General features: G+C 60.6%; 19 protein-coding genes. 8 read left to right on the forward strand and 11 right to left on the reverse strand.

All coding sequences use genetic code 11. The annotated features are described in order from the left end of the window. Positions 1–237 precede the first annotated feature (237 nt). The 3 genes from H7C19_RS05515 to H7C19_RS05525 form a co-directional block, all read right to left on the reverse strand. Positions 238–1,182 carry a DUF1861 family protein gene (locus H7C19_RS05515; RefSeq protein ID WP_185141567.1) on the reverse strand — a complete coding sequence of 315 codons (945 nt, stop codon included), beginning with the start codon at positions 1,180–1,182 and terminating at the stop codon, positions 238–240. A gap of 316 nt (positions 1,183–1,498) precedes the next feature. After that, positions 1,499–2,497 carry an inorganic phosphate transporter gene (locus H7C19_RS05520; RefSeq protein WP_185141568.1) on the reverse strand — a complete coding sequence of 333 codons (999 nt, stop codon included), beginning with the start codon at positions 2,495–2,497 and terminating at the stop codon, positions 1,499–1,501. Between the two features lie 32 nt (positions 2,498–2,529). Continuing rightward, positions 2,530–3,144, reverse strand: a complete 615-nt coding sequence (locus H7C19_RS05525) for a DUF47 domain-containing protein (RefSeq protein WP_185141569.1) — start codon at positions 3,142–3,144, stop codon at positions 2,530–2,532. Positions 3,145–3,406: 262 nt separating this feature from the next. On the opposite strand from H7C19_RS05525, the gene H7C19_RS05530 reads away from it, so the two are divergent. The 4 genes from H7C19_RS05530 (at position 3,407) to H7C19_RS05545 (ending at position 9,433) form a co-directional block, all read left to right on the forward strand. Further along, a complete protein-coding gene (locus tag H7C19_RS05530; RefSeq protein WP_185141570.1) occupies positions 3,407–4,516 on the forward strand; it encodes a rhamnogalacturonan acetylesterase in 1,110 nt (369 codons plus the stop codon). Positions 4,517–4,664: 148 nt separating this feature from the next. Then, positions 4,665–6,419, forward strand: coding sequence for a sensor histidine kinase (locus tag H7C19_RS05535; protein ID WP_185141571.1), 1,755 nt, complete (start codon positions 4,665–4,667; stop codon positions 6,417–6,419). Next, positions 6,419–7,990: a response regulator gene (locus H7C19_RS05540; RefSeq protein WP_185141572.1), complete on the forward strand. Its 1,572-nt coding sequence runs from the start codon at positions 6,419–6,421 to the stop codon at positions 7,988–7,990. Before H7C19_RS05535 ends, H7C19_RS05540 begins: the two co-directional genes overlap by 1 nt. Positions 7,991–8,098: 108 nt before the next feature. Next, positions 8,099–9,433, forward strand: a complete 1,335-nt coding sequence (locus tag H7C19_RS05545; protein ID WP_185141573.1) for an ABC transporter substrate-binding protein — start codon at positions 8,099–8,101, stop codon at positions 9,431–9,433. 203 nt (positions 9,434–9,636) lie between these two features. Here H7C19_RS05545 and H7C19_RS05550 read toward each other — a convergent pair whose 3' ends face one another. Further along, positions 9,637–10,542 (reverse strand): DUF3895 domain-containing protein, encoded by a 906-nt coding sequence (locus tag H7C19_RS05550; protein WP_185141574.1) that lies wholly within the window; start codon positions 10,540–10,542, stop codon positions 9,637–9,639. A 377-nt stretch (positions 10,543–10,919) separates the two neighbouring features. Here H7C19_RS05550 and H7C19_RS05555 point away from each other — a divergent pair, with 377 nt between their 5' ends. Genes H7C19_RS05555 through H7C19_RS05565 form a run of 3 tightly spaced genes read left to right on the forward strand, consistent with a single transcriptional unit; the run spans position 10,920 to position 13,738 of the window. Further along, the gene (locus tag H7C19_RS05555) at positions 10,920–11,822 is read left to right on the forward strand and encodes a carbohydrate ABC transporter permease (protein WP_185141575.1); all 903 of its coding nucleotides are present in this window, start codon (positions 10,920–10,922) and stop codon (positions 11,820–11,822) included. Position 11,823: 1 nt separating this feature from the next. After that, positions 11,824–12,669, forward strand: a complete 846-nt coding sequence (locus H7C19_RS05560; protein WP_185141576.1) for a carbohydrate ABC transporter permease — start codon at positions 11,824–11,826, stop codon at positions 12,667–12,669. A 34-nt stretch (positions 12,670–12,703) separates the two neighbouring features. Beyond that, on the forward strand, positions 12,704–13,738 hold the full coding sequence (locus H7C19_RS05565; RefSeq protein WP_185141577.1) for a glycoside hydrolase family 88/105 protein: 1,035 nt from the start codon (positions 12,704–12,706) through the stop codon (positions 13,736–13,738). Positions 13,739–13,939: 201 nt separating this feature from the next. Here H7C19_RS05565 and H7C19_RS05570 read toward each other — a convergent pair whose 3' ends face one another. Beyond that, complete coding sequence (locus tag H7C19_RS05570) at positions 13,940–14,632, reverse strand: putative endonuclease domain-containing protein (protein WP_185141578.1); 693 nt, start codon at positions 14,630–14,632, stop codon at positions 13,940–13,942. Between the two features lie 133 nt (positions 14,633–14,765). Further along, entirely contained in the window at positions 14,766–15,842 is a 1,077-nt protein-coding gene (locus H7C19_RS05575) for a DUF3048 domain-containing protein (RefSeq protein WP_185141579.1), read from the reverse strand. A gap of 288 nt (positions 15,843–16,130) precedes the next feature. On the opposite strand from H7C19_RS05575, the gene H7C19_RS05580 reads away from it, so the two are divergent. Next, positions 16,131–17,891 (forward strand): glycoside hydrolase family 13 protein, encoded by a 1,761-nt coding sequence (locus H7C19_RS05580; RefSeq protein ID WP_185141619.1) that lies wholly within the window; start codon positions 16,131–16,133, stop codon positions 17,889–17,891. A 473-nt stretch (positions 17,892–18,364) separates the two neighbouring features. On the opposite strand, the gene ald is transcribed toward H7C19_RS05580, so the two are convergent. From ald to H7C19_RS05605, 5 genes are all read right to left on the reverse strand, one after another. Further along, on the reverse strand, positions 18,365–19,501 hold the full coding sequence (gene ald / locus H7C19_RS05585; RefSeq protein WP_185141580.1) for an alanine dehydrogenase: 1,137 nt from the start codon (positions 19,499–19,501) through the stop codon (positions 18,365–18,367). A gap of 341 nt (positions 19,502–19,842) precedes the next feature. Next, complete coding sequence (locus H7C19_RS05590; protein WP_185141581.1) at positions 19,843–21,096, reverse strand: PucR family transcriptional regulator; 1,254 nt, start codon at positions 21,094–21,096, stop codon at positions 19,843–19,845. 255 nt (positions 21,097–21,351) lie between these two features. Beyond that, positions 21,352–22,944 (reverse strand): alpha-amylase family glycosyl hydrolase, encoded by a 1,593-nt coding sequence (locus H7C19_RS05595; protein WP_185141582.1) that lies wholly within the window; start codon positions 22,942–22,944, stop codon positions 21,352–21,354. Next, positions 22,941–23,780: a sugar ABC transporter permease gene (locus tag H7C19_RS05600; protein ID WP_185141583.1), complete on the reverse strand. Its 840-nt coding sequence runs from the start codon at positions 23,778–23,780 to the stop codon at positions 22,941–22,943. The genes H7C19_RS05595 and H7C19_RS05600 overlap by 4 nt, the downstream gene beginning before the upstream one ends. Continuing rightward, a complete protein-coding gene (locus tag H7C19_RS05605; RefSeq protein ID WP_185141584.1) occupies positions 23,777–25,090 on the reverse strand; it encodes a carbohydrate ABC transporter permease in 1,314 nt (437 codons plus the stop codon). Before H7C19_RS05605 ends, H7C19_RS05600 begins: the two co-directional genes overlap by 4 nt. Between the last annotated feature and the right edge of the window lie 71 nt (positions 25,091–25,161).

Here is a 25,161-nt window from a genome sequence, read left to right on the forward strand (position 1 = left end):
GACGGCCTGCTGCGCTCCTGCGATCCTTCGCCGTGGTTCTCTATCCCCCGGCGCACCATGCTCCTCCGTTCGCCCCTTGCCGTCGGCTCTCCTTCGCCTCGGCGCTCTCTGCAGCGCCCGGCATTTCTTCGCCGCGGCAAGGCGCTCCATCGTCCGCCGAAGCGGCGGCGCACGCGGCGGATGCGCATCGCCGGACGCGCAAAAGGCGCCGAAGCTTCCCGCCTCGGCGCGCTAACCTTATGCCTCGTATTCCATGAACGGATCGTCGATGACGATCCGGTGGGCCTCCGCGTCGCTAACGCCGGTGTACAGCGTCGCCTTGCCGTCGCCCGGCCGTTGAAGGCCCCCGCTGAACAGGACGTCCTCGAGGTCCGGCCGCTTCGCCGGTCCTTCGGGGAACAAGCTCCTCATCGCGATCAGCTTGATGGGCGTATGGGCCCGCGTAGCCGGGTCCAGCATGAAGGTCATCGGATAATAATGCCTAATGTTCCCGTCGTCCATCCAGGCGATATGCCCCAGCACGCCGATCTTGCCGTTGCGCAGCAGATGCGCTTCGTTGGCGCCGCCCCATTCGACCTTCAGGAACTGGTTGTGCAGCACTTCGGCTCGCGCCATGACCTCCTCGGTCAGCTCGCTCAGCTCGCCGACCTCGGTATAGCCGATCATCGCCCTCGCGTCGCCGACCGGCATCGGCCGGGTGAAGACGCCGATCCGGCCGTTCGCCAGATCCACGAGGCGGATGTCCTTCATGGTCAGCGGCCCCTTCGCGAACGGTTCCAAATCGCGGATGCGGTAACCCCGATAGAACACGGTGCGCCAAGACGTCACGTAGTGCGGATCTTCGCCGTCAAAGTACACTTCCACGCCGCCGAAGACGAGCTCCCCGCGGATAAACGTCACGAACGGATCCTGCAGATCGAAGACGGGCGCGCCCTCCCGGGGTACCCACTTGCCTTGCCGCTCGACGAAGAACATGACGGCGGACCTTTCGCTGGTCCGGTCTTCGACCCGTCCCGCGAGGGTCCATTCTCCCTCGTCGAGGAAGGGGGCCGTCACGTTGTACACATCCCGTTTGCCGACGCCGGAGAAGATGAGCTTCTCGCCGCGGCAATCGACGCATTTGAGCCGGAACGCCTTAAGCAGTTCCACGCATGACTTGGCTTGTTGTGCGGATGCTTGCATGAGCGTGAATTCCTCCAAACTCCGTCCCGTCAAGAGCAAACGTTTCGCTTCTATTCGCTTCTATATTGTAATGTGGAAACGGCGATGATGACCAATGAGCAAGGGCCCATTTTTTTAAACGGATCAGAAAATATAAGTTTCGCCAATCCTTTTCGGATTCGTCTACGATAAAAACGTGTCGCCCTCTTCCAAGAAGACGGTGATGCCGTTTTTACTTGGATCCCGGGCAACGATGAAGCGGCATGCCTGTCCATTCCTGTACGATCTCCATGAAGTACGCGCCGCCGCCCGCCGAGGACGGCGAATCCGAGCTAGATCAATGGAATAGGCTCAGCACCGCATACACGGCGGCCGCGAGCACCGCAGCGATCGGGATCGTGACGATCCAGGCCATGATGATCCGCCCCGCCGTATCCCAGCGCACGCTGGAGAACCGCTTGGCCGCGCCGACGCCGAGGATCGACGAGGTGATCGCGTGCGTCGTGCTGACGGGCAAGTGCGTCAGCGTCGCGGAGAAGATGACGGCAGCGGAGCTTAGATCCGCGGAGAAGCCGTTGATCGGCTCGATCTTGAAGATCTTCGTGCCCATCGTCTTGATGATCTTCCAGCCCCCGACCGACGTGCCGAGCGCCATCGCGAGCGCGGCGGAGATCTTCACCCACAGCGGCACTTCGAGGTGGTCCTGGAGGCCGGCCGAGACGAGCGCGAGCGTGATGATGCCCATCGCCTTCTGCGCGTCGTTCGTCCCATGGGTGAACGATTGGAGCGCCGCCGTCAGGATCTGCCCGGTGCGGAAGCCCTTGTTCACGAAGCGCGGACTCGCGTTCGCGAACACATGCTTCAGCACGAACATAATTATGTACCCCAAAATGAACGCGATGATCGGCGACGCGACAAGCCCGATGACGATTGTCGAGAAACCGCCGTAATTGATGCCGCTCCAGCCCTCGGAAGCGACCGCCGCGCCGGCCAGCGCGCCGATGAGCGCGTGCGAGGAGGAGGAAGGGATCCCTCTCCACCAGGTCACCAGGTTCCAGATGATGGCGGCGATGAGCGTGGCGATGACGACGGTCAGGCCGTGTTCGAGCTTGAACGGATCGGTCACCTTGCCGCCGATCGTCTTGGCGACTCCCGTATACAGCAGCGCGCCTACGAGGTTCATGACCGCGGCGAGGATGATCGCGATGCGCGGCGTCAGCGCCCGGGTCGAGACCGAAGTCGCGATCGAATTCGCCGTGTCGTGAAAGCCGTTAATGAAGTCGAAACCGAGCGCTAGGATTACGATAAAGACTACGATCCATGTCATTTGATCCATGCTTGATTTGTCAGTCCCCGTCTTACGCGCAATTACGAGTTGCGCATGATAATCGACTGAAGGGTATTGGCCACGTCTTCGCAGGCGTCGGTCGTCTCTTCCAGCCGTTCGTAAATTTCTTTATGCTTAATCAGCTCGATCGGGTCCTTCACGTTCTGGAACAGCGACTTCACGCTTTGCCGCAGCAGTTCGTCCCCTTCGTTCTCAAGCTCGTTCAATTTGACGCAGTGCGTTTGGATGGCCAGCAGCTTCTTCTGGCTGAGCAGGTAGATCGCCGATTTGATCTCCACCGCGGAACGGTGCAGAACGTCGACGAATTTACGGATGTAGGTGTCGGGCTTGGAGATTTGGTACATATCGAAGCGGGATGCGCTTGCTTCAATGCCGTCCAGGACGTCGTCCAGCAGCTTGGTCAATTCCATGATGTCTTCCCGGTCGATCGGAGTGATGAACGTCTTGTTGAGCTCGGTGATGATCAGATGCGCGAACTGATCTCCGCGGTGCTCGAACTCCTTCATTTCCTTGGAGAATGCGGCGACATCGGTCAGCTCCCCGTTCATGGCGGAAGCGAACCGCTCGACCGTCTCCAAGATCAGGTCGGACATGTCCTCCAGCGTCTTAAAAAAGATATCCTTTTTCCGAAACACGCATAGCCCTCTTTCCCGCAAAGTAAATTTTACGCTGCCATAACGCAGGGTTGACGAACTTTACAAAAGTTAGCCTTTCATATCTTATCACAGCATGGACAGGCATGGTATAGGGGCCCGCGACATAAGCTGTGGCATTTTATTAAAGTTTGCGCCCGAACCCGTCGGATTATTGCACGAAGTTGCCGGAAAATTGAATTCCTCCCCGGCGGACGTCCCCTTATACTTGAAAGGATAGCTTACCCCAAAGGAGGTCCATTCCATGTCCGATGCCGCATGGCGGTTCGACTTCGGCAGCGCCGAGACCGCGCCGGGCTATACCAAGGCGGACGCCGCCCTCGCCTACGACCCGCAGCGCGGGTTCGGGTTCATCGCCCCCGCCAGGGTGACCGACCGGGATCGGGGAGAGCCGGAGCCGCTGAAGCGCGACTTCTGCATCCCCGCGGACGCGGTCTTCCGCGTAGACGTCCCTAACGGGACGTATGTCGTCTCGCTGCTCATGGGCGATTGGATCGCCCCGGTCAGCACTACGCTCAAGACCGGCACCGGCCGTCTCGCCTTCCGCCGCCGCCCCGTCCCCGCCGGCCAGTTCGCCCGCGAGACGTTCGCCGTCCGCGTTCGGGACGGGCAGCTGCGGCTCTCCTTCTCCGGACCGGCCCCGCGCGTCAACGCGCTCGAGATCGACGCGGCGCCGCACACCCTGACGCTGCACTTGGCCGGAGATTCGACGGTGACGGATCAGCCGGATGAAGGCTTCCCCTATGCGGGATGGGGTCAGATGCTCTCTTCCTTCTTTAAACACAATGTAGCGATAACCAACCATGCCGTGTCGGGACGCAGCGCCAGGAGCTTCGTCGAAGAAGGCCGTCTCGACGCGATCCTGCGCGAGATCAAGCCGGATGATTGGCTGTTCGTCCAGTTCGGCCACAACGACCAAAAGCCCGACGAAGCGAGGCGCACCGATCCTGCGACCAGCTACAAGGCGTACTTGAAGCATTACGCGGACGGCGCCCGCGAGCTGGGCGCGCACCCGGTGCTGGTCACTTCGGTGCACCGCCGCTACTTCGAACCCGACGGGTCGCTGCGCGATACGCACGGGCCTTATCTGGAGGCGGTGCGCGAGTTGGCGAAGGCCGAGGACATCCCGCTCGTCGACCTGGCCGAGATGAGCCGGATCTGGTTCGAAGCCCTCGGTCCGGAGGGGACGAAGGAAGCGTTCATGTGGGGCGCGCCCGGCGAATTCCTGCATTTTCCCGACGGGATCGAGGACAACACGCACTTCCAGGAGCGCGGCGCGCTGGCCCTAGCCGGGATGGTGGCGGGGCGGATTCGCGAGCTGGGCATCTGGCCGCTGACGATGTATTTGAAATAATTGGGGCGAGCCGACCGGCGGCCGAACAATTGACAGCGCTTGCAGAACGATGCCATAATCCCAAGTAAAAACGGCTTTGCCGTCTACTCGGAAGAGGGCGACACCTTTTTATCGGCTTAGAAATCGATCCGACGGGGAGCGGCAGCCTATGCAGCGATGGTTCTCGGCCTTTCGGCACATGAAGATCCGCAACAAGCTCACCATCTTCACCGCGCTTATCATTCTCGCCGCCTTCCTCTTTACTTTTATCGTCCAGCAGTATGCGTTCTCCATCTACGACGGGCAGCTCTACGACAAGTCGTCCAAGGTGCTCAACATGTCCTCCTCCGCCATCGAGACGGAGCTGAAGCGGATCGAACAAGCGTCCTACAATATGATCGCCGACGCGCAGATTCAGAAGCTGCTCAAGGCGGTGAAGGCCAGTACGTCCGAGTACGACCGCCACTTGCTCAAGGAAGACATCGTAGGCCGGCTCGTCAGCTATGCGGGAACGGATTCCTCGATCTACTCCATTCAGCTGATCGACACGTACGACGTCAAGCACGAAGCCGGCGCCGTGTACCCGATCGGCATGAACAAGATGGCACGGATTCGGGACATCACGGAAGCGAGCAAGGGCGGCAACAGCTGGATCTACCCGGACCTGGAGGATCCCGCCCTCATCTCCGCCCGCGAAGTCCGGTCGTTCAGCAATCTGAATCTCGATCTCCAGTATCTGGGGCTGCTCATCATCCGCGTCAACATCGACAAGATCGTCCGCAAGTACGCCGGCGAGGGCGAGGACCTCATCATGATCGCGGGCGACGAGGTTATCTATCCGGAGCATCCGCTGTTCGAGCCGAGCCGATATACCGGGCTGATCCGGTCGGAGAACGGATACTTCAAGCACGACTTCGACGGCAAGACGTACTTCGTCTCGCATATCCGCTCCGCGAACACCGGCTGGACGTACCTCAACATCACGCCGTTCAATCAGGTGTTCAAGCAGGTCATCTTCATCAAGGAGCTGGTCATTCTCGTCTTCGTCTTCCTCTTCGTCGTCGTCGTCCTGCTGGGCATTCGGTTCTCGCGCAGCCTGACGCGTCCGATCGAGGATCTGATCGGCCGGATGAAGCTGGCCGAGCGGGGCAACTTCGCCGAAGCGAATCTGTTGCCGGAAGGCGACCAGCCCGTCGCGATGGACGAGATCGGCCTGCTGCACCGGACGTTCCGGCTCATGATCGAACGCATCCAGGCCTTGATCACGGAGAACTATTCGAACCGCCTGCTGCTGAAGGAGACGGAGTTCCGGGCGCTGCAAGCCCAGATCAACCCGCACTTCCTCTACAACACGCTGGAATCGATCAACTGGCTCGCCAAGGTGAACCGGCAGTCCCAGATCTCCCAGATGGTCGAAGCGCTCGGCTTCCTCCTGCGCAACTCCATCAACCTGAAGCAGCCGATCCTGACGCTCGCCGAAGAGATCGACATCGTGAACAGCTACGTCGTCATTCAGAAGTACCGGTTCGAGGAGCGGCTCGACTTCACGCTGGACGTGCCGGATCGCTACCTGCAGCGCCGCATCCCGAAGCTGACGCTGCAGCCGCTGTTAGAGAACGCCGTTCAGTACGCCTTGGAGCCGTCTATCGGCACCTGCAAGATCTCGATCCGCGCCTGCGAGGCGGACGAAGGCGACGATTGGCTGGTCGCCATCAAAGACGACGGCCCCGGCATGGCGCCGGATACGCTGACGCGCCTTCGCAGCGGCGAGCTCGCCGCCAAGGGCAGGGGCATCGGCCTCGGCAATATCGACGAACGGATCAAGCTCGCCTTCGGCGAGCGCTACGGCATCCGCATCGACAGCGAACCCGGCCGGGGGGCGCGCGTTCTCATCCTGCTGCCGGGAGAAACGGAGGGAACCTGATGTACAAAGTGCTGCTGGTCGACGACGAACGCATCATCTTAGACGGCATCTCTCAGCTCGTAGACTGGTCTGCCTTAGGCACGACGCTCGCCGGGACGGCCGCGAACGGAATCGAAGCCTACGAGCGCATCCTGCGGGAAGCGCCCGACATCGTCGTGAGCGACATCCGCATGCCGGGCATGGACGGATTGGGGCTCGTGCAGCGGGTCAGCGAATCGCATCCAGACATCAAGTTCGTCATCCTGTCCGGATTCGGCGAGTTCGAATACGCCAGCAAGGCGATGCAGTACGGCGTAAAGCACTATCTCCTGAAGCCGACGAACGAGCGCAAGATCGGCGAGGCGCTGACCGAGCTCGTGGCCGAGCTCGACCATGCGCGCCGCAAGGACGCGTTCGTCCGGGACATGAAGGACGGCTTGGCCAAGCTCATGCCCCACGTGAAGGAGCAGGTGCTGAAAGAGTTCGTCACGAACAAGACGTACGGCAGCCGGGAGTGGGACTACTACCGCGACCTGTTCCGCTTCGAGATCGACGCGCCGGTACGGCTCCTGCTCTTCCGGCTGGAGGGGAACGACTTCGAGTTCGAGCATCTGTTCGCGCTCAAGAACATCGCCGAAGACCTGCTCGAGTCGACGCTGCTCGGCACGACGATCGGCGACCATGTGCTCATCCTCATCGAGGATACGCCGGACCTGGCTAGCCTGTACCGCCGCATCCAGGAGATCCGCTGCACGTTCAGGGACTACTACAAGCGGGACACGACGATCGCGCTCAGCGAGCCGAACCGGATCACGCACGCGCGCAGCCTGTACCGGGAGACGCTCCAATGCCTCGGCTACCGGTTCTATCTGGGCGAAGGGAGCCTGATCACGCTCAAGGACACGGCCGAGGGCGCGCAGGGCGGCGCTGGCGCGGACGCGTTCTCCTTTCCGGAGGAGCGGCTGACGATGCCCGTCCGGTCCGGCCATCGCGAGGAGGCCGAGCAAGCGCTCGCCGACTTCATCGAGGCGCTGCGGCGGGCGGGCCTGGCGATCGAGCAGACGAAGTCCTACGCGATCCAGCAGTACGTCTCGCTCATCCGGCATGCGGATCCCGCGCGATTGAACGAATATTACGCCCGCATCCCCGCCCTCGTGGAGCTCGGGACCCTTCAAGCGATCCACGCCTTCCTCGGCGAGACCGTCCGCGAGCTGACCGAGCGCCATTACGAGCAGAACGTCGTCAAGCACACCGCCATCGTGCGCAAGGTGATCGCCATCGTCGACGACCATCTCGGCGATTCGCAGCTGTCCCTGAACAGCGTCGCGAGCGAGATGCTCTATATGAACGCGGACTACCTCGGCAAGCTGTTCAAGAAAGAGACGGGCGAGAAGTTCTCCAACTACGTCATGAAGGCGCGCATCAAACAAGCGACCGAGCGGATGACCGACCGGCCGGATATCAAGGTCTTCGAGCTGGCTGAGCAGCTTGGCTTCGGCGACAACCCGCAATACTTCAGCCAGGTGTTCAAAAAGTACGCCGGATGCACGCCCTCGGAGTTTATGAAGACGGCCCACTCCTCTGCTTTTTGAACAAGATGATCTGTTTTTTGGATTAACCTTTCTCCCCTCCCGCTTGATAATAGGAAATGTAAGCATTATCAATCCGCTACAGACGACCATAAGGGGAGGAAATAAGCTATGAAAAAAGCAGCTACAGCGCTTCTGACGCTGTCCCTGGCAGCAGGTCTGACGGCAGCCTGCGGCGGAGGCGGCAAGGATGACGCCGCATCGCCAAGCGGCAGCGCGTCAGCCTCTGCGGGCGCATCCGCATCCAAGGGCGGCGACGGCGAGAAAGTGACGCTCCGCGTCGCCTGGTGGGGCGGCCAGTCCCGCCACGATTACACGCTGAAGGTCATCGACCTCTATCAGCAGAAGCATCCGAACGTCAAGATCGAGACCGAGTACGCCGCGTTCGACGACTACTGGAAGAAGCTCGCGCCTCAAGCGGCCGCGAACCAGCTGCCGGACGTCATCCAGATGGATATCTCCTACCTGTCCCAGTACGGCAGCAAAGGCCAGCTCGAAGATCTGAAGCCCTACATCGACAAAGGGCTGATCGATACGAGCAACGTCAGCGACAGCGTGCTGTCCGGCGGCAAAGTCAAGGATACGCTCTATGCGTTTAACCTGGGCTCCAACGCGCTCGCCTCGATCGTCGATTTACAGCTGCTGAAGGACAACGGCATCGACGTGCCGACGAACGAGTGGACGTGGGACGACTACACCGACATCGGCGCCAAGCTGAAGGAGAAGGGCAAGATCTTCGGCGGCTTCCGGTTCGACGTCTTCTTCCCCTTCTATCTGAGAGGACAGGGCAAGCACATGTACGCCGCGGACGGCACCGGCCTCGGCTACGAAGACCAGCAATTCATCGACTACTTCACGATGTACAAGGGCTGGTACGACAACGGCTACCTGCTGTCCCTGGACAAAGAGTCGCAGAAGAAAGGGACCCCGGAGGAAGACGAAATGGTGCCGGGCCACTCCTTCTCCTCGAACGGCTGGTCCAACCAGTACATCCTGCTCGCGAACGCGGTCAAGCGTCCGATCGATCTGCTGCCGGTCCCGGGTTGGAACCAAAACAAGGCGCTGTTCCTGAAGCCTTCGATGTACTTCTCCATTCCGCAGAGCTCCAAGGCCAAGGAAGAAGCCGCCAAGTTCATCGACTTCTGGGTGAACGACGTCGAAGCCAACAAGATCATCATGGGCGAGCGCGGCGTGCCGATCTCCTCCAAGATCAAGGAAGAGCTGAAACCGCTCCTGACGCCGGAGCAGACCAAAGTGTTCGACTACGTCGCCTGGGCCGAGCAGAACGCCAGCGAGATGGATCCGCCGAACCCGGTCGGCGCGACCGAGGTCGACGCGCTGCTCAAATCGTACGGCGAGTCGATCCTGTACAAGAAGATCACCATCGAAGACGCCGCCGCCAAGTTCCGCAAGGAAGCCGAAGAGATTCTGGCGAAGAACAAGTAAGGCTGGGGCTAACCTGACGGAGTTCATTAAGGCGGGGAGATCCTAGCGGAGAGCAAGGAAGATGAGGGCATAGGCTCTACTGGGAACGCCGCACATCACAGAAATCCGGACTCGCAATTGCCGCGGGTCCGGTTATTTTGAGTACGAGCGCCGCTCCCGCTCCGCAAGCCCGAGATTGACGGTTCTCCGGCTATTTCCTTCTTTCAGTAACTATATAGCCGATCATCCGTTCCTTGGATCGCAATACGAATACCATCCTGTGATTCAATGAATTTGCAAACCGGAACGAATAGGTGCGGCTTCCCCGTAATAAATCGAGTATCGGGGGCTCCATGGTCTTTCATTAGAAGTTCGCAAATGACCATTGCACTCCGAACGCCATTTGCCAAATACTTCAAGACAGGATCCTTCAATCGGTTAGGGAGTAGAAAATGATCCGGAAGCGGAGAGTTCGATGTCGGCTTCTCCTGAATCTCGACCCAGTGGAACAAGTCATTCGGGATCTCCTCCGGTTGAGGTCGTTTTTCGAAATAGAGCGGTATACCTGCTGCACGATTTGCATTACGTTTCTGCCGAAGCCGCTGGATTTGCCGATCCAGCAGCGGAAGACCTTGCTCGAGCTGAAGTTGGATGTCTTTGGGGATGTCGTCTATCTGCAGCAGCTCCGGATCAGGCTGCCACCCATTAACCACCTTGGTTAGAATATCGTCCAGTTCGAAGTCGATCGCGTCGAACCCTTTCTTGATAGCTGCAACAGCTGCGGCATCAATGCCGAGATGTTCCTTTAAATGCTCAATGCCAAATTTCTTTACCTCGCCGGAGGACTTGTGTTCTACATGATGCTGATATCTTAAGGGACGGCCGCATTCGCATCGAAGTTCGGGAGAAACCTGTCCAGTATCATAATAGCCGGTATACACCCATTCCGTTAGCAGAGCCTCGATATCCTCTGGCGATGCGTCATCCGGAATATGATGGCCTTTTTGCGCAGCCAGCGCATTCGCGAAGGCCGTTCTTCTTCCTCGGATCATCTGTTCATTCAGAAAGAGCCGCTGCTCTGGCGTGAGTTGGGCAAGTATGGGGTCCCGATCCTCGATGGATAGCCTCAATTATCATCCCCCCCTTGATCTTGTGTAGCTATAAACATAGCGACGACTACCCATACCTGACATAATCATTCTTGCAGAGAATCCCGCAGCCAGAAATAACAAGCCCACTCCACTGCGTTTATCGGGCTCCGACTCATATTTCTATCTCATACTCCTTGTTTTGTATTTCTTCACGTTGGCAGCCCATTCCTTCTATCAAGCCGAGTTACCTCTCCCGCCTCCCTACCTCCGCCTCCAGCATGTCGGCTTATTAAACAAACTAATCGGATTTTTGCCTTCATCTCCCTCCCCCCGTCCGCCATAATGAGAGACAGATTGAGAGCGCTTAAGCGCGCGTCTCGCCGCCATTCCACGCCATTCGAAAGGGGAGATCCGCCTTGAAGAAGCTCCGCGAGAACGACCATCTGGTCGGCTACGTATTCTCCGCCCCTTTTATCCTGGGCTTCCTCGTCTTCACGCTGTACCCGATTCTCAGCTCGCTCTACTACTCGTTCACCGACTACACGATGCTGGGCGCGCCCAACTGGGTCGGCCTCGACAACTACCAGAAGATGCTGTTCCACGACGACAAGTACGCCAAGTCCGTCAGCGTCACGCTCACCTACGTCCTCTCCAGCGTGCCGTTGCGTCTCGCGTTCGCGCTGCTCGTCGCGATGATCCTGAACCGGGCGGTCACCGGCATCGGCCTCTACCGTTCCGCCTACTACCTGCCTTCGCTTATCGGCGGCAGCGTCGCGGTCTCGATCATGTGGTCCCAAGTGTTCGGCAGCGACGGCCTCGTCAACTCCGTCCTGCGCACGTTCGGCGTCGACGCCAGCACGAACTACGTCGGCTCTCCAGGATACGCTATCTGGACGCTCATCGCCCTCTCGGTCTGGCAGTTCGGATCGTCCATGCTCATCTTCCTCGCCGGCCTCAAGAGCATTCCCGCTTCCTACTATGAAGCGGCGAGCGTCGACGGCGCGAACGGTCTCCATCGCTTCTTCAAGATCACGCTGCCGCTGCTCAGTCCGATCATCCTGTTCAACTTGATCATGCAGACGATCTCGGCGTTCATGACGTTCACGCCCGCCTACATCATCTCCCGGGGCGACGGCCGGCCGGTGGACGAGACGCTCGTCTACTCGCTGTACCTGTACCGCAAAGCGTTCGAATTCTCCAGCATGGGCTTCGCCTCCGCCATGGCCTGGATCATGCTGATCGTGATCGGGCTGCTGACGCTGCTTATTTTCCAATCGTCCAAGTATTGGGTCCACTACGAAACGAAAGGAGAGGGTTAAGATGGCGCACACGAACCGACGCCTCAAGGCGTTCGCCTACCACCTCCTGGTCGGGGGCCTTGCGCTGATCATGCTCTATCCGATCATCTGGCTGGCCATGAGCTCGCTCAAGCCGAACGACGAGATCTTCACGACCGCGTACAGCCTCCTTCCGAGCAGCTTCGAATGGTCGAACTACAGCAAGGGCTGGGCGGGCTTCGGCGGCAACACGTTCGCGAACTTCTACAAGAACTCGTTCATCATCGTCATCGCCTCCACCTTCGGGGCGGTGGCCAGCTCCGCGCTCGTCGCCTACGGCTTCGCCCGGGTGTCCTACTTCGGCAAAGCCTTCTGGTTCACGTGCATGATGATCACGATGATGCTGCCGCGCGACGTCACGATGATCCCGCAGTACATCCTGTTCTCCAAGCTCGGGTGGCTCGCTTCGTTCAAGCCGATCATCATCCCGCAGTTTTTCGCGACGCCGTTCTTCATCTTCCTGATCATGCAGTTCATCCGCACCATCCCGGGCGAACTGGACGAGGCGGCCAAGATCGACGGATGCAGCCGGTACGGCATCTTCTTCCGGATCATCCTGCCGCTCATCGCGCCGGCTCTCGTCACCTCCACCATCTTCGCGTTCTATTGGAACTGGGAGGACTTCATTCACCCGCTGCTGTACCTGAACAACCCGGATCTGTTCCCGGTCTCGCTCGCGCTGAAGCTGTTCCTCGACACCGACGCCGTCAACAACTGGGGCGGACTGTTCGCGATGTCGACGCTGTCGCTCGTTCCGATCTTCGTCGTCTTCTTCCTCTTCCAGAAGTACATCGTCGAGGGGATCAGCACGACCGGTCTGAAGGGATAACCGCACTATGAACTTGGAAGGAGCCGATAATCATATGCCAGCACTCGTCATTGACGACAATCGGATTCGCGAGGTCATCGACCAAGTCGTGAACCGCACGTTCCGCATGGATTTCAGTTGGGATTGGCCGGGGGGCGTCGCTTTTTATGGGGTTTGCGAGGCTTACCGGGCGACAGGCAACGAGACGTATCTGGAGAAAGTAAAAGCGTGGGTCGACGAGAATATGGCGGAAGGGCTGCCTAAGCTGTCGGTCAACGGCGTATCGATCGGTCACTCGCTGCTCACCCTGTACGAGGCGACGCGCGAGGAAGCCTACATGGAGACGGCCAAGGAGATGGCCGAATTCCTGACCCGTCAGGCGCCGCGCTTCGGCGATGGCATCTTCCAGCACACCGTGAACTCCGAGTCGTACAACTTCCCAGAGCAGGCGTGGGTCGATACGATGTTCATGGCCGGCTACTTCCTCCTGCGGATCGGGGCGCTGCTCGGCCGCAGCGACTATTTCGGGGACGGCTTGCGGCAGTATCATGGGCATGAGAACGTGCTGCAGGACGCGGTCTCCAACCTCTACTATCACGGTTGGGACAACATCGCCGGCAACCATATGTCCGGCATCAACTGGTGCCGGGGCAACGCCTGGGCGGCGCTCACGATGGCCCGCGCGCTCGAGATCGTGCCGGTCACGCATCCGTCGTTCATGATCATCGAAGGCTCGCTGCGCGACCAGCTCAGCGCGCTCGTCCGGCTGCAGGACGAGAAGTCGGGGCTGTGGCACACGATCCTGCAGGACCCGTCGTCGCCGCTCGAGACGTCCGGCTCCGCCGGCATCGCGGCCGCGGTGCTGACCAAAGGCCGCCTGTACAACAAGTACACGCAGCGCGCCATCGACGGCATCCTCGCCCAGATCGCGGACGACGGCACCGTCACCGGCGTCTCCGCCGGCACCGCGGTCATGGTCGACGCCGACGGCTACCGCGGCGTGCCGGACAAGCGCATCCAAGGCTGGGGCCAAGGCCTCGCCCTCGCGTTCCTGGCGGAGGTGCTGCGGGTCAAGGAGAATCCTTATTGAGCGCCGAATGATGGCACATTCAGATGCCGTTTTGCTCCTTCGTCCAAGGGACGGAGGAGCTTTTATTGGTGCTCGCTTTCGCGCCTCACGCCCACCAACCGCGAATGTAGGTAGTCTACATACGCACTTTCGCGCCTCACGCCCACCAACCGTCAATGTAGGTAGTCTACATACGCACTATTCGCTGCTTCAACCCACTACTCATCTCTTGAGGTCTCGAATATCCGGAACAGCCGTCACATAGCCCATCACCCTTCCTGTCGGCGAGATGATGGCGTTGAAATATCCCTTCTCCGTTAGGGATTTAAGATGTACAATCGCAGTTCTACTATTGATTTGCAGAGCTTCCGCTACGATCGAAGGCTTCAAGATCTCTCCCTCAAAGGTCGTATTGAACTGTATTATTGCCCGTTCATGGACGCAAAGTTTCTCTTTCCTGCCAAGCGACTGCCCCCACTTCGCCATCGCCAGCAGCAGCGTCCGCTGACAGCGGTGGGACTTCTCCTTGATCCCGTCGCTCGTGAATCGCAGCAGCTTCCAGCCATCGATCAGCAAGTGGTTCTGCCGCTCGCGCTCATCATCCAACTGCCAGCGGGTCATGTCCCGGCCATGCGATCCGAATCCATCTGCCTCGATCGCCAGTTGAAACGCTCGGGAAGGCATATAGCTATAGTCGCAGAACCGCACCCTCCCATTGAGATCGCGATATTCGTACTCCGGATGAAGATAATCCAAGCTGCCGATCACCGGCCACCATACGGAGGCAAGGAACAATTTCTCCAAGTGACCATGCTTCTCCAGCAGTCGTCTCTTGCGCTCGCCCCTGCTTTCTGTGGCCGCGCGCTCCATCAACCGGCCATATGCCGCTTCAAATGCCATATCCTGCTTCTCCAAAACTCCATCTCCTCCTTCAAAATAAAAGGCCGCCCGTCCGGAATCTCTCCGGTACGAGCGGCCTGTGCTTCAGGACGCATCCATATGCGGTGTAAATGTCGGTTTAACGGGCAACGCAGGCGGGCTTAGGCCGCTACTGATACTTCACATGCTCCGAGAACGCGGGCGTCGTCGGCACTACGTGATAATAGGTGATGCCCGGCACGAACTTCAGCTCGGCGCCATCCTTCATGAGCCGGACGATATCGCCCTTCTTGCGCTCCCAGGTGCAGGAGATCGCATGTCCCTCCTGGAACAAGACTGCTTCTCCGCCGCTGGTGAGATCGATCTCGAGCCGGCCGTAGCTGTCATAAGTCTTATGCTTGGCCGACAGGACAACCAGATTCGCCGCGGTGAGCTGTTCTTTGTTGTTCAGGTCGATGTGCGGCTGTCCGTTGATCGATCGCTCATAGAGTCCTGTCGAAGCATCGAAATGGTACGATACCTTGTAGTCCGACATCTGGAACATGATCTCGATGTCGGTCGCCGCGGGCTCGGCCGCAACGTTAGGCTTCGAATCGAAGGAGACGAACGGCACCGGCGCCGTCTCGGCGTACTTGTGCTTGGCCGCGCCTTCTCTCAGCTTGGCTATCGTCGAGTACAGGTTGTGCGGGGCTTTGCGCGATTTGTCGCGGTGGAAATAGGCGCCCGCGTTGTTGATCTCGTCGAGGTCCGCCTTCCCCGAGTGCTGCAGCAGCGCCAGCGCGTCGTTGCTGGCCCCGGCATGCACCAACACGCCGCCGTACCACTCGCCGATATCGATGAGATAGGGACGGATGCTGCGGATCGGTCCGACGGGCTCATCGAACGATTTGCTCTGGAAGATACCCACGAGCCTCGTAATGCCGCCTTCGGCCAGAATCTCCCACACGGTGTCCGCTTGGGTCAAGCCGGACTGGGGACGGGCGGCCTTGAAGTTGTTGATCATAATCGCGAGCGGGCGCTTCGAGACTTCCTCCTCGACGGGCAATCCCGTGAGCGGCGCGAGGAAAGCCGCGTCAGGCGCCTCGGATGCGGAGTCCGTCGCGGTCGGTTCAGTCGACGCGGACGTCGTCGGCTCAGGCGCGACAGTCGGTTTGGCGCCGCCGCATCCGGACAGCACCGCGAGACCGGCAGCGACCGTCAGCGCCAGCGCGACGCGCCGGGTGTAGCGAGAATGTAGCACGTTCATCCCGTTTCCTCCGTCTAATCGATGTATGGGGGCGTAGTAGGTACTTAATCCCATTAAACCATAATGCGGCGGGCTTGTCTTGGTCTCGTCGGCACATCTTGCCGGATTCGGGCAGCGAGAAGGCGCGTTCCAGCCCCTAGCGCATCCCGGCGCCATCCGGTATAATGAAGCTACAACTAAAAGGCAATGTTACCGGAAGGTACAACCTCGGCAAGCAAGCGGGGTTGTGCCTTTTTTTGCGCTTGTTTGCGGCATTCTATACCTAACAAGGAGTGTATCGAACCGATGATGCTAAGAGAAGCGATCTACCACCGCCCGAAGCTGAACTGGGCCTATGCCGCCGACAAGCGGACGCTGCATATCCGCGTGCGCGCGAAGCGCGGCGACGCCGAGCAGGTCCATGCGATCGTTGGCGACAAGTATGCTTGGGAGGATACCCGTTGGACCGAGCCGATGCGCAAGTTCGCCTCCGACGCGCTGTTCGACTATTGGGAGACGGCTGTCGTGCCGCCATACCGCCGCCTGCGGTACGCGTTTCATTTCCAGAGCAAGGACGAAGAGCTGTTCCTGACGGAAAAAGGGTTTGAAGACGCGCTTCCCGAACACAGCCTGGAATTCTTCGACTTCCCGTATATCAACCCGGCCGACGTCTTCGCGCCGCCGGCTTGGGTGAAGGAAGCCGTGTTCTATCAGATCTTCCCGGAACGGTATGCGAACGGCGATCCCTCGCTCGACCCGGCGGGCGTCGAGCCGTGGGGCGGCAAGCCGACGCCGGGCAACTTTTTCGGGGGCGACTTGAAGGGCGTACTCGAACACCTCGACCATATCGAGCGGCTTGGCGTCAACGCGATCTACTTCACGCCGCTGTTCGAAGCGACGACCAACCACAAGTACGATACGCGCGACTATATGAAGGTGGACCCGCAATTCGGCACGAACGAACAGCTGACAGCATTCGTAGCCGCCTGCCACGCGCGCGGCATCCGCGTCCTGCTCGACGCCGTCTTCAACCATGCCGGCAAGACGTTCGCCCCGTTCGTCGACGTGCTGGAGAAGGGGGCGGATTCCAAGTATGCAGACTGGTTCCACGTGCGGGAATTCCCCCTGCGCGTCGTGGACGGCATCCCCACGTACGAGACGTTCGCGTTCGAGCCGATCATGCCGAAGCTGAATACGGAGCATCCCGAAGTGAAGGCTTACCTGCTCGAAGTCGCGCGCTACTGGGTCGAGGAGATCGGCATCGACGGCTGGCGTCTCGACGTGGCCAACGAAGTCGACCATGCCTTCTGGCGCGAGTTCCGTGAGACGGTTAAGGCAGCCAACCCGGAAGCCTACATCCTCGGCGAGATCTGGCACGACTCCATGATGTGGCTGCAGGGCGATCAGTTCGACGCGGTCATGAACTACCCGTTCACCAACGCGGTGCTGGACTTCTTCGCCGCGGGCAAGATCGACGCGGCCGGCTTTGCGAACGCCATCGGCGCACAGCTGGCGGCCTATCCGCAGACGGTCACCGAGACCGCGTTCAACCTGCTCGACAGCCACGATACGCCGCGCCTGCTAACGCTCTGCGGCGACGACGAGCGTCGGATGCGGCTGGCCGCGCTGCTTCAGTTAACCTTCCCCGGCGTCCCGTGCATCTACTACGGCGACGAAGTCGGCATGAACGGCGCGGGCGATCCCGACTGCCGCAAGTGCATGGTGTGGGAGCGGGAGGCGCAGAACGCGGACCTGCTGCGCTTCTACACGGAGACGATCGCGCTGCGCAAAGCGCATGAAGCGCTGCGGGGAGCGGACCTCCGCTTCCTGCAGGCGGAGAGCGGCAGCGACTTGCTCGTCTACGCGCGCGGCGCGGCGGGCGGCGAGCGCTTCGTCATCGCCATGAACGCGGGCGATGCGGCGGCATCCGTCGCCGTCGACGTCGGCGATGCCGCCGCGGCGGGATGGACGGAAGCGTACACAGGCGCTGCTGCGAACGCGTCCGGCGGTCGGTTGCGCGCCGCGCTGCCGGCTTACGGCTACGCGGTTTGGCGTCACGCGGGCACGTAAGGCACAACAAAGGAGACCCCAGCGGGTCTCCTTTGTTGACTGCGACTGGGGACGGATCGTCACGAAGGCGCGGAACATTCATTTTCAGGAGGCGGCGATGTTTGGCTGGCAGTGGGCAGCCTTCCTATCGCGAGTCCAAACTGACAGCATAGATGCTAACCCTACTCCAAGCTTTGTCGGAAAATTAAACCGCATTCTGCGGGTCATTTCTCAAAAAAACTAGCTCCAAAGCAAAATAAGACGCAAAATGCGTCTTATTTGCTGATCGCAATCGGACAAGCCAGTTGCCTGGTCACGTTGTCATCGCCCCGCCATTAACTACCATCATACTGTCATTGGCTGCCTCATGCAGCAAGCCTCCGCTTCATACTGTCATTGGCTGCCTCATGCAGCACAAGCCCCCGCCTCACGCTGCCGTCGGCAACCTTGCACAGCGAGCGCCACTCGCTCAGCCACAGCCCTAGGCGCACCGCTCAGCTCGCCGATCCGAGCCGGCGGCCCAGCGCCTTCTCCGCCGGCACGTAGGCGAGGCCGAGGTCGCGCGCGACCGCCTCGTACGTGATGGCGCCGCCGGCCACGTTCAGGCCGAGCAGCAGCGCGCGGTTGTCGGCCAGCGCCTGCGCCGCCCCTTTGCCCGCGATCTGCAGCGCGTAAGGCACCGTCACGTTCGTCAGCGCGAGCGTGGACGTGCGCGGCACCGCGCCCGGCATGTTCGCGACCGCGTAGTGCACGACGCCGTGCTTGACGTAGGTCGGCTCGGCATGCGTGGTGACGCGGTCGACCGTCTCGAAGATCCCGCCTTGGTCAACGGCCACGTCGATGACCACGGAGCCCGGACGCATCGTCCGCACCATGTCCTCGGTCACGAGCTTCGGCGCTTTGGCGCCGGGGATCAGCACCGCGCCGATGACGAGATCCGAGTCCGCCACCGCTTCGGCGATGTTGAACGGGTTCGAGATCAGCGTCTGCAGATCCGAACGGAAGATGTCGTCCAGCTGGCGCAGCCGCTCCGGACTCAGGTCCATCACCGTGACGTCCGCGCCGAGGCCGACCGCCACCTTCGCCGCGTTCGTCCCGACGACCCCGCCGCCGATGATCGTCACCTTGCCCCGCTTCACGCCGGGGACGCCGCCGAGCAGGATGCCGGCCCCGCCGTACGGCTTTTCGAGGAATTGCGCGCCGATCTGCGCCGACATTCTCCCCGCGACTTCGCTCATCGGCGTGAGCAGCGGCAGCGTCCGGTTCGCTTCGACCGTCTCGTAAGCGATCGCCGTGACGCCCTTGTCCGCCAAGGCGCGCGCCAGCGCCGGCTCCGCGGCCAGATGCAGGTAGGTGAACAGAATGAGCCCTTCCCGGAAATAAGCGTACTCCGAAGCCAGCGGCTCCTTGACCTTCATGATCATGTCCGCCGCCGCCCAGACCTCGGCCGCTTCGCTCAGCACGGCGGCTCCGGCCGCCGTATATTCGGCGTCGACGAAGCCGCTGCCGAGACCCGCGCCTTGTTCCACATAGACCGTATGTCCGGCCCGCGTCAGCGCCGCCGCGCCCGCCGGCGTGATCGCTACCCGGTTCTCGTTGTTCTTGATCTCCTTGGGGATGCCTACCTTCATGTCGCCCAGCTCCTCGCGAATCGATTCGTCTGCTATATCTTCAGTATAGGAGAACGAGCCGTCCGCATCTTCGTCCCAAAACGACAAAAAAGAAAGGGCGCTTTGTGAAATCGCACAAAGTCACCCAATCAAGTAAAAACGGCTTTGCCGTCTTCGCGGAAGAGGGCAAAACGTTTTATCGGCGGTCATACAGAAATGGATAGGCGTGAAACTTATAAATTCTGTATGCCCAAGTAAAAACGGCTTCCCCGACCTCCTTTGAGGCGATACGTTTTTATCGGAGACCTCCTTTGAGGCGATACGTTTTTATCGGAGACAGATCCGTGAGGGATAGGCGAACCTTATCCTTTCTGATCTGTAGCCAAACGCTCCGCCTTCAAAGCCAAGTACAGCGAGACCTTCTGGTCCATGTCGGTCAAGTCGATGCCGCCGATCTCCGCGATCCGCTTCAAACGGTAGCTCAGCGTATTCGAATGCACGTGGAGCGCCTCGGCCGCCGTCTTGGCGTTGCTGTCATGGGCGAGGAACGTTGCAAGCGTGCTCAGCAGATTGGCGTCATGCTCCCGGTCGTACGCCCGGAGCCGGACGAGCGATTCGTTCCGGAAGACTTCGGCGCGGCTCTGGGCCGCGATGGCGGGCAGGAAGCGATAGTAGCCCAGATCCGGGTAGTAGAACGCGCGCTCCGTCTCCCGGGGAAAAAGCCGCTTGGTCTGCAGCACCGCCAATGCCTCCCGGTGCCGTGCCGGCGTCTCCGCGTACGACTGTCCGAAGGCGCTGCTCCCGACCGCCGCCGGGACGCCGTCTTCTTCCCCCCTAGCGAGCCGGGCGAAGAACGCCTGCGCCTCGCGCGCATAGGCGCGCCTGTCCGCCCCGGCCAGTTGCGGGGCGCAGAGCAGGATTGCTTGCGCGCGATCCACCGCGTGCAGCACCGGCCTTACCGACCGGCTCGCCGAGACGCGGTCCAGCAGCCGCTGCTCCGCCCGCTCGTCGATCGCGCCCGCCGCCTGCACGACGACCACGTGCCATTCTGCCGGCAGGGCGAGGCCGAGCTGCTCCGCCTTGTCCCGGATCGGCGCCTCCGAGCCGAACTGCCCGTGCAGCAGCATCCACATGAAGTCGCGCAGGCCCTCCCTGGACTTGCGCCGCGCGCTCTGCAGGCGCACCATCTTGTCCGCCGCCGCCCGCGCCGCCTGCTTGAACAGCGCGAGCTCCCGGCCGCCGAGCGTCTTGCCCGACTCAAGCAGCCACAGGTAGCCGAGCACGGCATCCTTGTGACGGATGGCGATGGCGAGACGGCCGCTGAACCCGACCTCGTCGATGGCCGGCACCCGGATCGGCTCCAGGCTGTCCGCGAGCCGCTGGATGACGCCGTCCCGCCGCAGGCTGGCGATGACGTTCTCGGGCACGCGCCGGCCTACGATCGTGGCCAGCCTGGCCGAGTCCGTATGGGGATCGTGCGCGCTGTACGCCAAGAGCCGGTGCCCCGCGTCCTCGATCGTCACCGGGCAGCCGAGCACTTCGTTGATCGTCTCCGCCAGCGTCTCCAGACTATCGAACGACTGCGCGAATGGATTGTTCTCCGTGGGCTCCGTCAATGCTCTCTCTCCCGTTCGTGTTCCGTATCGAGATTTATTTTACCGCATTCGTCTCCCCCTGTCTCACCCAAAAAAGATGCGTTGATGCGGCGAAGCGCCAAAAACGATCCAGCCACGCATCTTCAAGTTCCGCCTCACGCCCCTTTTCTCCCGCCTCACATCGCCCAGCTCCACCCCGAGACCTACCAGCAATCCCAGGCTGACCTGATCATACGAAAGACCGCCGACCCCAGGCCGGCGGCAATCCTCATCCTATCAAGGCTTCAAGACAACAGTCGTATAAGGCGGGAGCGTCAGCTTCCCTTGGCGAAGGGAGGCCGCGGCGTCCGTCGATCGCGCGATCTTAGCGAACGCGTCGCCCGTCCCCTTCGGCGGGACGATCGTCACTTCCTGCTCCTTGCCGGAAAGGTTGTGCAGCACGAGGCGCTTGACTTCTCCGGCAGCGCGCGTATACGCCATCACCGCGTCATTGCCGATCTCGTAGGAGCCGACCGTCCCTTTGCGGAGCGCCTCATCCTGCTTCCGCCACGAGATGAGCGTCCGGTAGCGGCTGAGCAGCGAGTCCTTGTCGCTCTCTTCCTGCTCGACCGAGACGGTGCCGTCGCCGCGATATTGCGATGCCTCCCAAGTCGTCTCGCCCGCCTTGCCGGGCTCGCGATTCCAGGGGAACGGCTCCCGGATGCGCTCGTCCGGCTTCAGCCCGCTCATGCCCAGCTCCTCGCCGTAGTAGACGAAGGCGTTGCCCGGCAGCGTCAGCAGCATCGCGGCCGCCGTCTTGGCATGGTTGACGTTGCCGCCGACGGCGGACATGACCCGGTTCTGGTCATGGTTCGACAAGAAGAGCGCGTCGACGAACTTGCCGTCCGAAGACTTGGCGTAGTAGTCGTAGATCCGCGAGAGCGTGAAGCCGATATCCGCCGACCGCTCGGTATCGGCCGCCCCGATCAGCTTGCCGGCCAGGTCGAAGTTGAACGCGGAATCGAAAGCATCCTTCAGATAAGGTCCGATCACCGCCGGTCCATCCCACACTTCGCCGACGAGATACGCCTTCGGGTTGACCTCGTTCAGTCCGCTGCGGAACTCCTGCCACCAGGCTTGGTTCTTCTGCTTCACGCCCGGGGTGTTGATCGTGGAGTTGAAGTCGCCGTAGATATGCTTGGCCGCATCCAGCCGGAACCCGTCAAAGCCTTGCTTCAGCCAGTATTGGCCGACGGCCGTCATCTCTTGGCGCACGGCGGGGTTGTCGAAGTTCAGGTCCGGCATGCCCTCCCAGAAAATGCCGAGATAGTCGTCTCCGTTCAGCGCATGCCACGGCGGCGCGCCGGCGGCGCCGTCGGCCGGGCTGCGTCCGCCGCGTTCGCTGGACCAGATGTACCAATCGCGGTAGGCGCTCGTCGGCCCTTTAGACGCATCTGCGAACCAGGGATGCTCGCTGCTCGTATGGTTGACGACCAGATCCATGATGACGCGGATTCCCCGCTTGTGCGCTTCCGCGAGGAGCCGCTTCAGATCGTCCGGCGTGCCGTAATCCTTGTTGATGCCGTAGTAGTCCGTCACGTCGTACCCGTGATAGCTCGGCGAGGGTTGAATCGGCATCAGCCAGATGCCGTCCGCGCCCAGCGATTTCACGTAATCCAGCTTCTGCGTGACGCCGTTCAGATCGCCGATCCCGTCGCCGTTGGAGTCCGCGAAGGAACGGACGAAGATCTCATAGTACACGTCGGAAGGTCCGGCAGCGTTCTTCTCGTCCTTCGCGCCGCCCGGCGTGCAGCCGGACAGCAGGACCGCTAGCGCCGATAGGACGGCCAAGCCCGTTCCGGCGCGCCTGCCGAGAGGCCGTCGCCTCATCCCTTGCTGGCTCCCGAAGTGAGCCCTTCGACGATGAAGCGCTGCAGCAGCAGGTAGACGATCGTGATCGGCAACGCGACCAGCACGCACCCCGCGGCGAACATCGTGAAGTTCGCGGTGCGGAAGTTCGTCGCCAGATCCCACAGGCCGACGGCCACCGTCCACTGCTCGCGCGAGCGGAGCACGAGGCGCGCCAGGATGAAGTCGACCCACGGGCCTACGAATGTCGTAACCGCCATGTAGGTGAGGATCGGCTTGGCCAGCGGAATCATGATCTTGCCGAATACCGTCAGATGGCTGGCGCCGTCGATCCGGGCCGACTCCTCCAGGCTGCGGGGGATCGTATCGAAATACCCTTTGACGATAAACGTCGATAAGACCGGAGCTCCGCAGGAATAGACGATGATAAGCGCCAGATGCGTATTCAGCAGATCGAACTGGTACAGCAGCAAGAAGATCGAGATGAGGGCCATGAAGTTGGGGAACATTCCCAGGATGAGCAGCGTGGAAAGCCCTGCCTTGCGCCCCTTGAAGCGGAATCTGGAGAGCACGTACGCGACCATAGTCGTGGCCAACGTGCCGAACAGCATCGTGAAGATGCCGATCTTAAGCGTATTCCAATACCAACGGCCGAACACAAAGCTCTTGTCGGTGAACAAGGCCGAATAGTGCTCTCCCGTCCAGTTGGAAGGGAAGAAGGTCGGGCTGTAGATCGCGCCTCCCGGCCGGAACGAAGATACGAGAATCCACACGGTCGGATAGAGGACGGAGAGGCCTAGAATCGCGAGCAATACGTAGCTGAAAAAGAGACGGATGCCCGTACCCGTTTTTCTCATTGCACCATATCCTCCTCTTTGAACGACTTCGTCCGCAAATAGCTGGCGATCGAGATGGACGCGATGATCAGGAACACGATAATGCCGATCGCGGAAGCGAAGTTGTATTTGTTATTGTCCAGGGTCAATTTGTAAAGCCAGGTGACGAGCAAGTCGGTCTGGCCCGCGAATTGATAGTCCCCTGTCTTCGGATCGCCGCCCGTCAGCAAGTAAATGGCGTTGAAATTGTTGATATTGCCGGCGAACTGCGTAATTAATACGGGCGCCGTCACGAAAAGCACGCGGGGGAGCGTGATGGTCCGGAATTTCTGGAAGGCGGTGGCGCCGTCAACCTCCGCGGCCTCGTACAGGTCCTTAGGGATCGTCGTCAGTACGCCGAACATGAGCATCATCGTCACCGGAATCCCGAACCAGGCGTTAACGAGCACGACGGTGAACTTCGCCCATTGGGGATCCGTCAGCCAGCCGATCTTCTCGATGCCGAGCATCCCGAGATACTGGTTGATCGGACCGAACTCGCCGTTGAAGAGGTTGTTCATGATCAAGGCGGAGCACAGCTGCGGGATGGCGAAAGGAACGATGAACAGCGTGCGCCAGAACTTCTTGAACCGGATGCCCGGCTGCTGCACCAGCATCGCCACCAGCATGCCGCCCAGATAGGTCGTCACCGTCGCCAGCAACGCCCACTCCACCGTCCAGAGCAGGACGTGCCAGAAGGTGTAGCTCCAGGTTTTCAGCGTCAGAAGATCCGTGAACGTTCGGAAGCCGACCCAGTCGACCAGGGCATTCGGAGGCACGAAGTTCGGCCCCGAGAAGTTCGTGAAGGCGATCAGAATCCCGAAGATGATCGGCATGATCGTTAAGAACAGAATGCCGACGATCGGCACCGCCAGCATCGTAAACGGGAACGATCTGTCAAACAGGGCGCCGGCCGAACGGTAGAAGTTCACCGTCTGGCCTCCGTTCTCTCTCACCAGGCCGTTGCGGCGGGCGTCGATCACGGCTTGCACGTAGAACCACGCGAAGATCATGAACAAAATAAGAATGATCAACCCCTGCACCAGCAAATGAATCGAGTGGTCGCCGGGCACCATTTTCGTGATCTTGCCCACTTTCTCCATGTGCTGCTTTTGCGTGCCCAGCGTCACGATGCCCCATACGGCACGAGGCAAATGGTTGATGAAGTACCACAGGCCCAGCGCGTCGATCGCTAGGAACAGGACACCCTTGATGAATTGTCGATTGTATAATTGCCCCAGTCCGGGAGCGATAAGCGACAGAACGGAAGCCGTCAGGCTCATACGGCGCATCCCGCCTCCCCCTTTCACGGTCCTTGCAAAGCATCATCCGCCGTCGGGACGGCGGATGACGTTATATAGGA

Origin of the sequence: Cohnella nanjingensis, assembly GCF_014212125.1 — a bacterium.
GTDB lineage: Bacteria > Bacillota > Bacilli > Paenibacillales > Paenibacillaceae > Cohnella > Cohnella nanjingensis.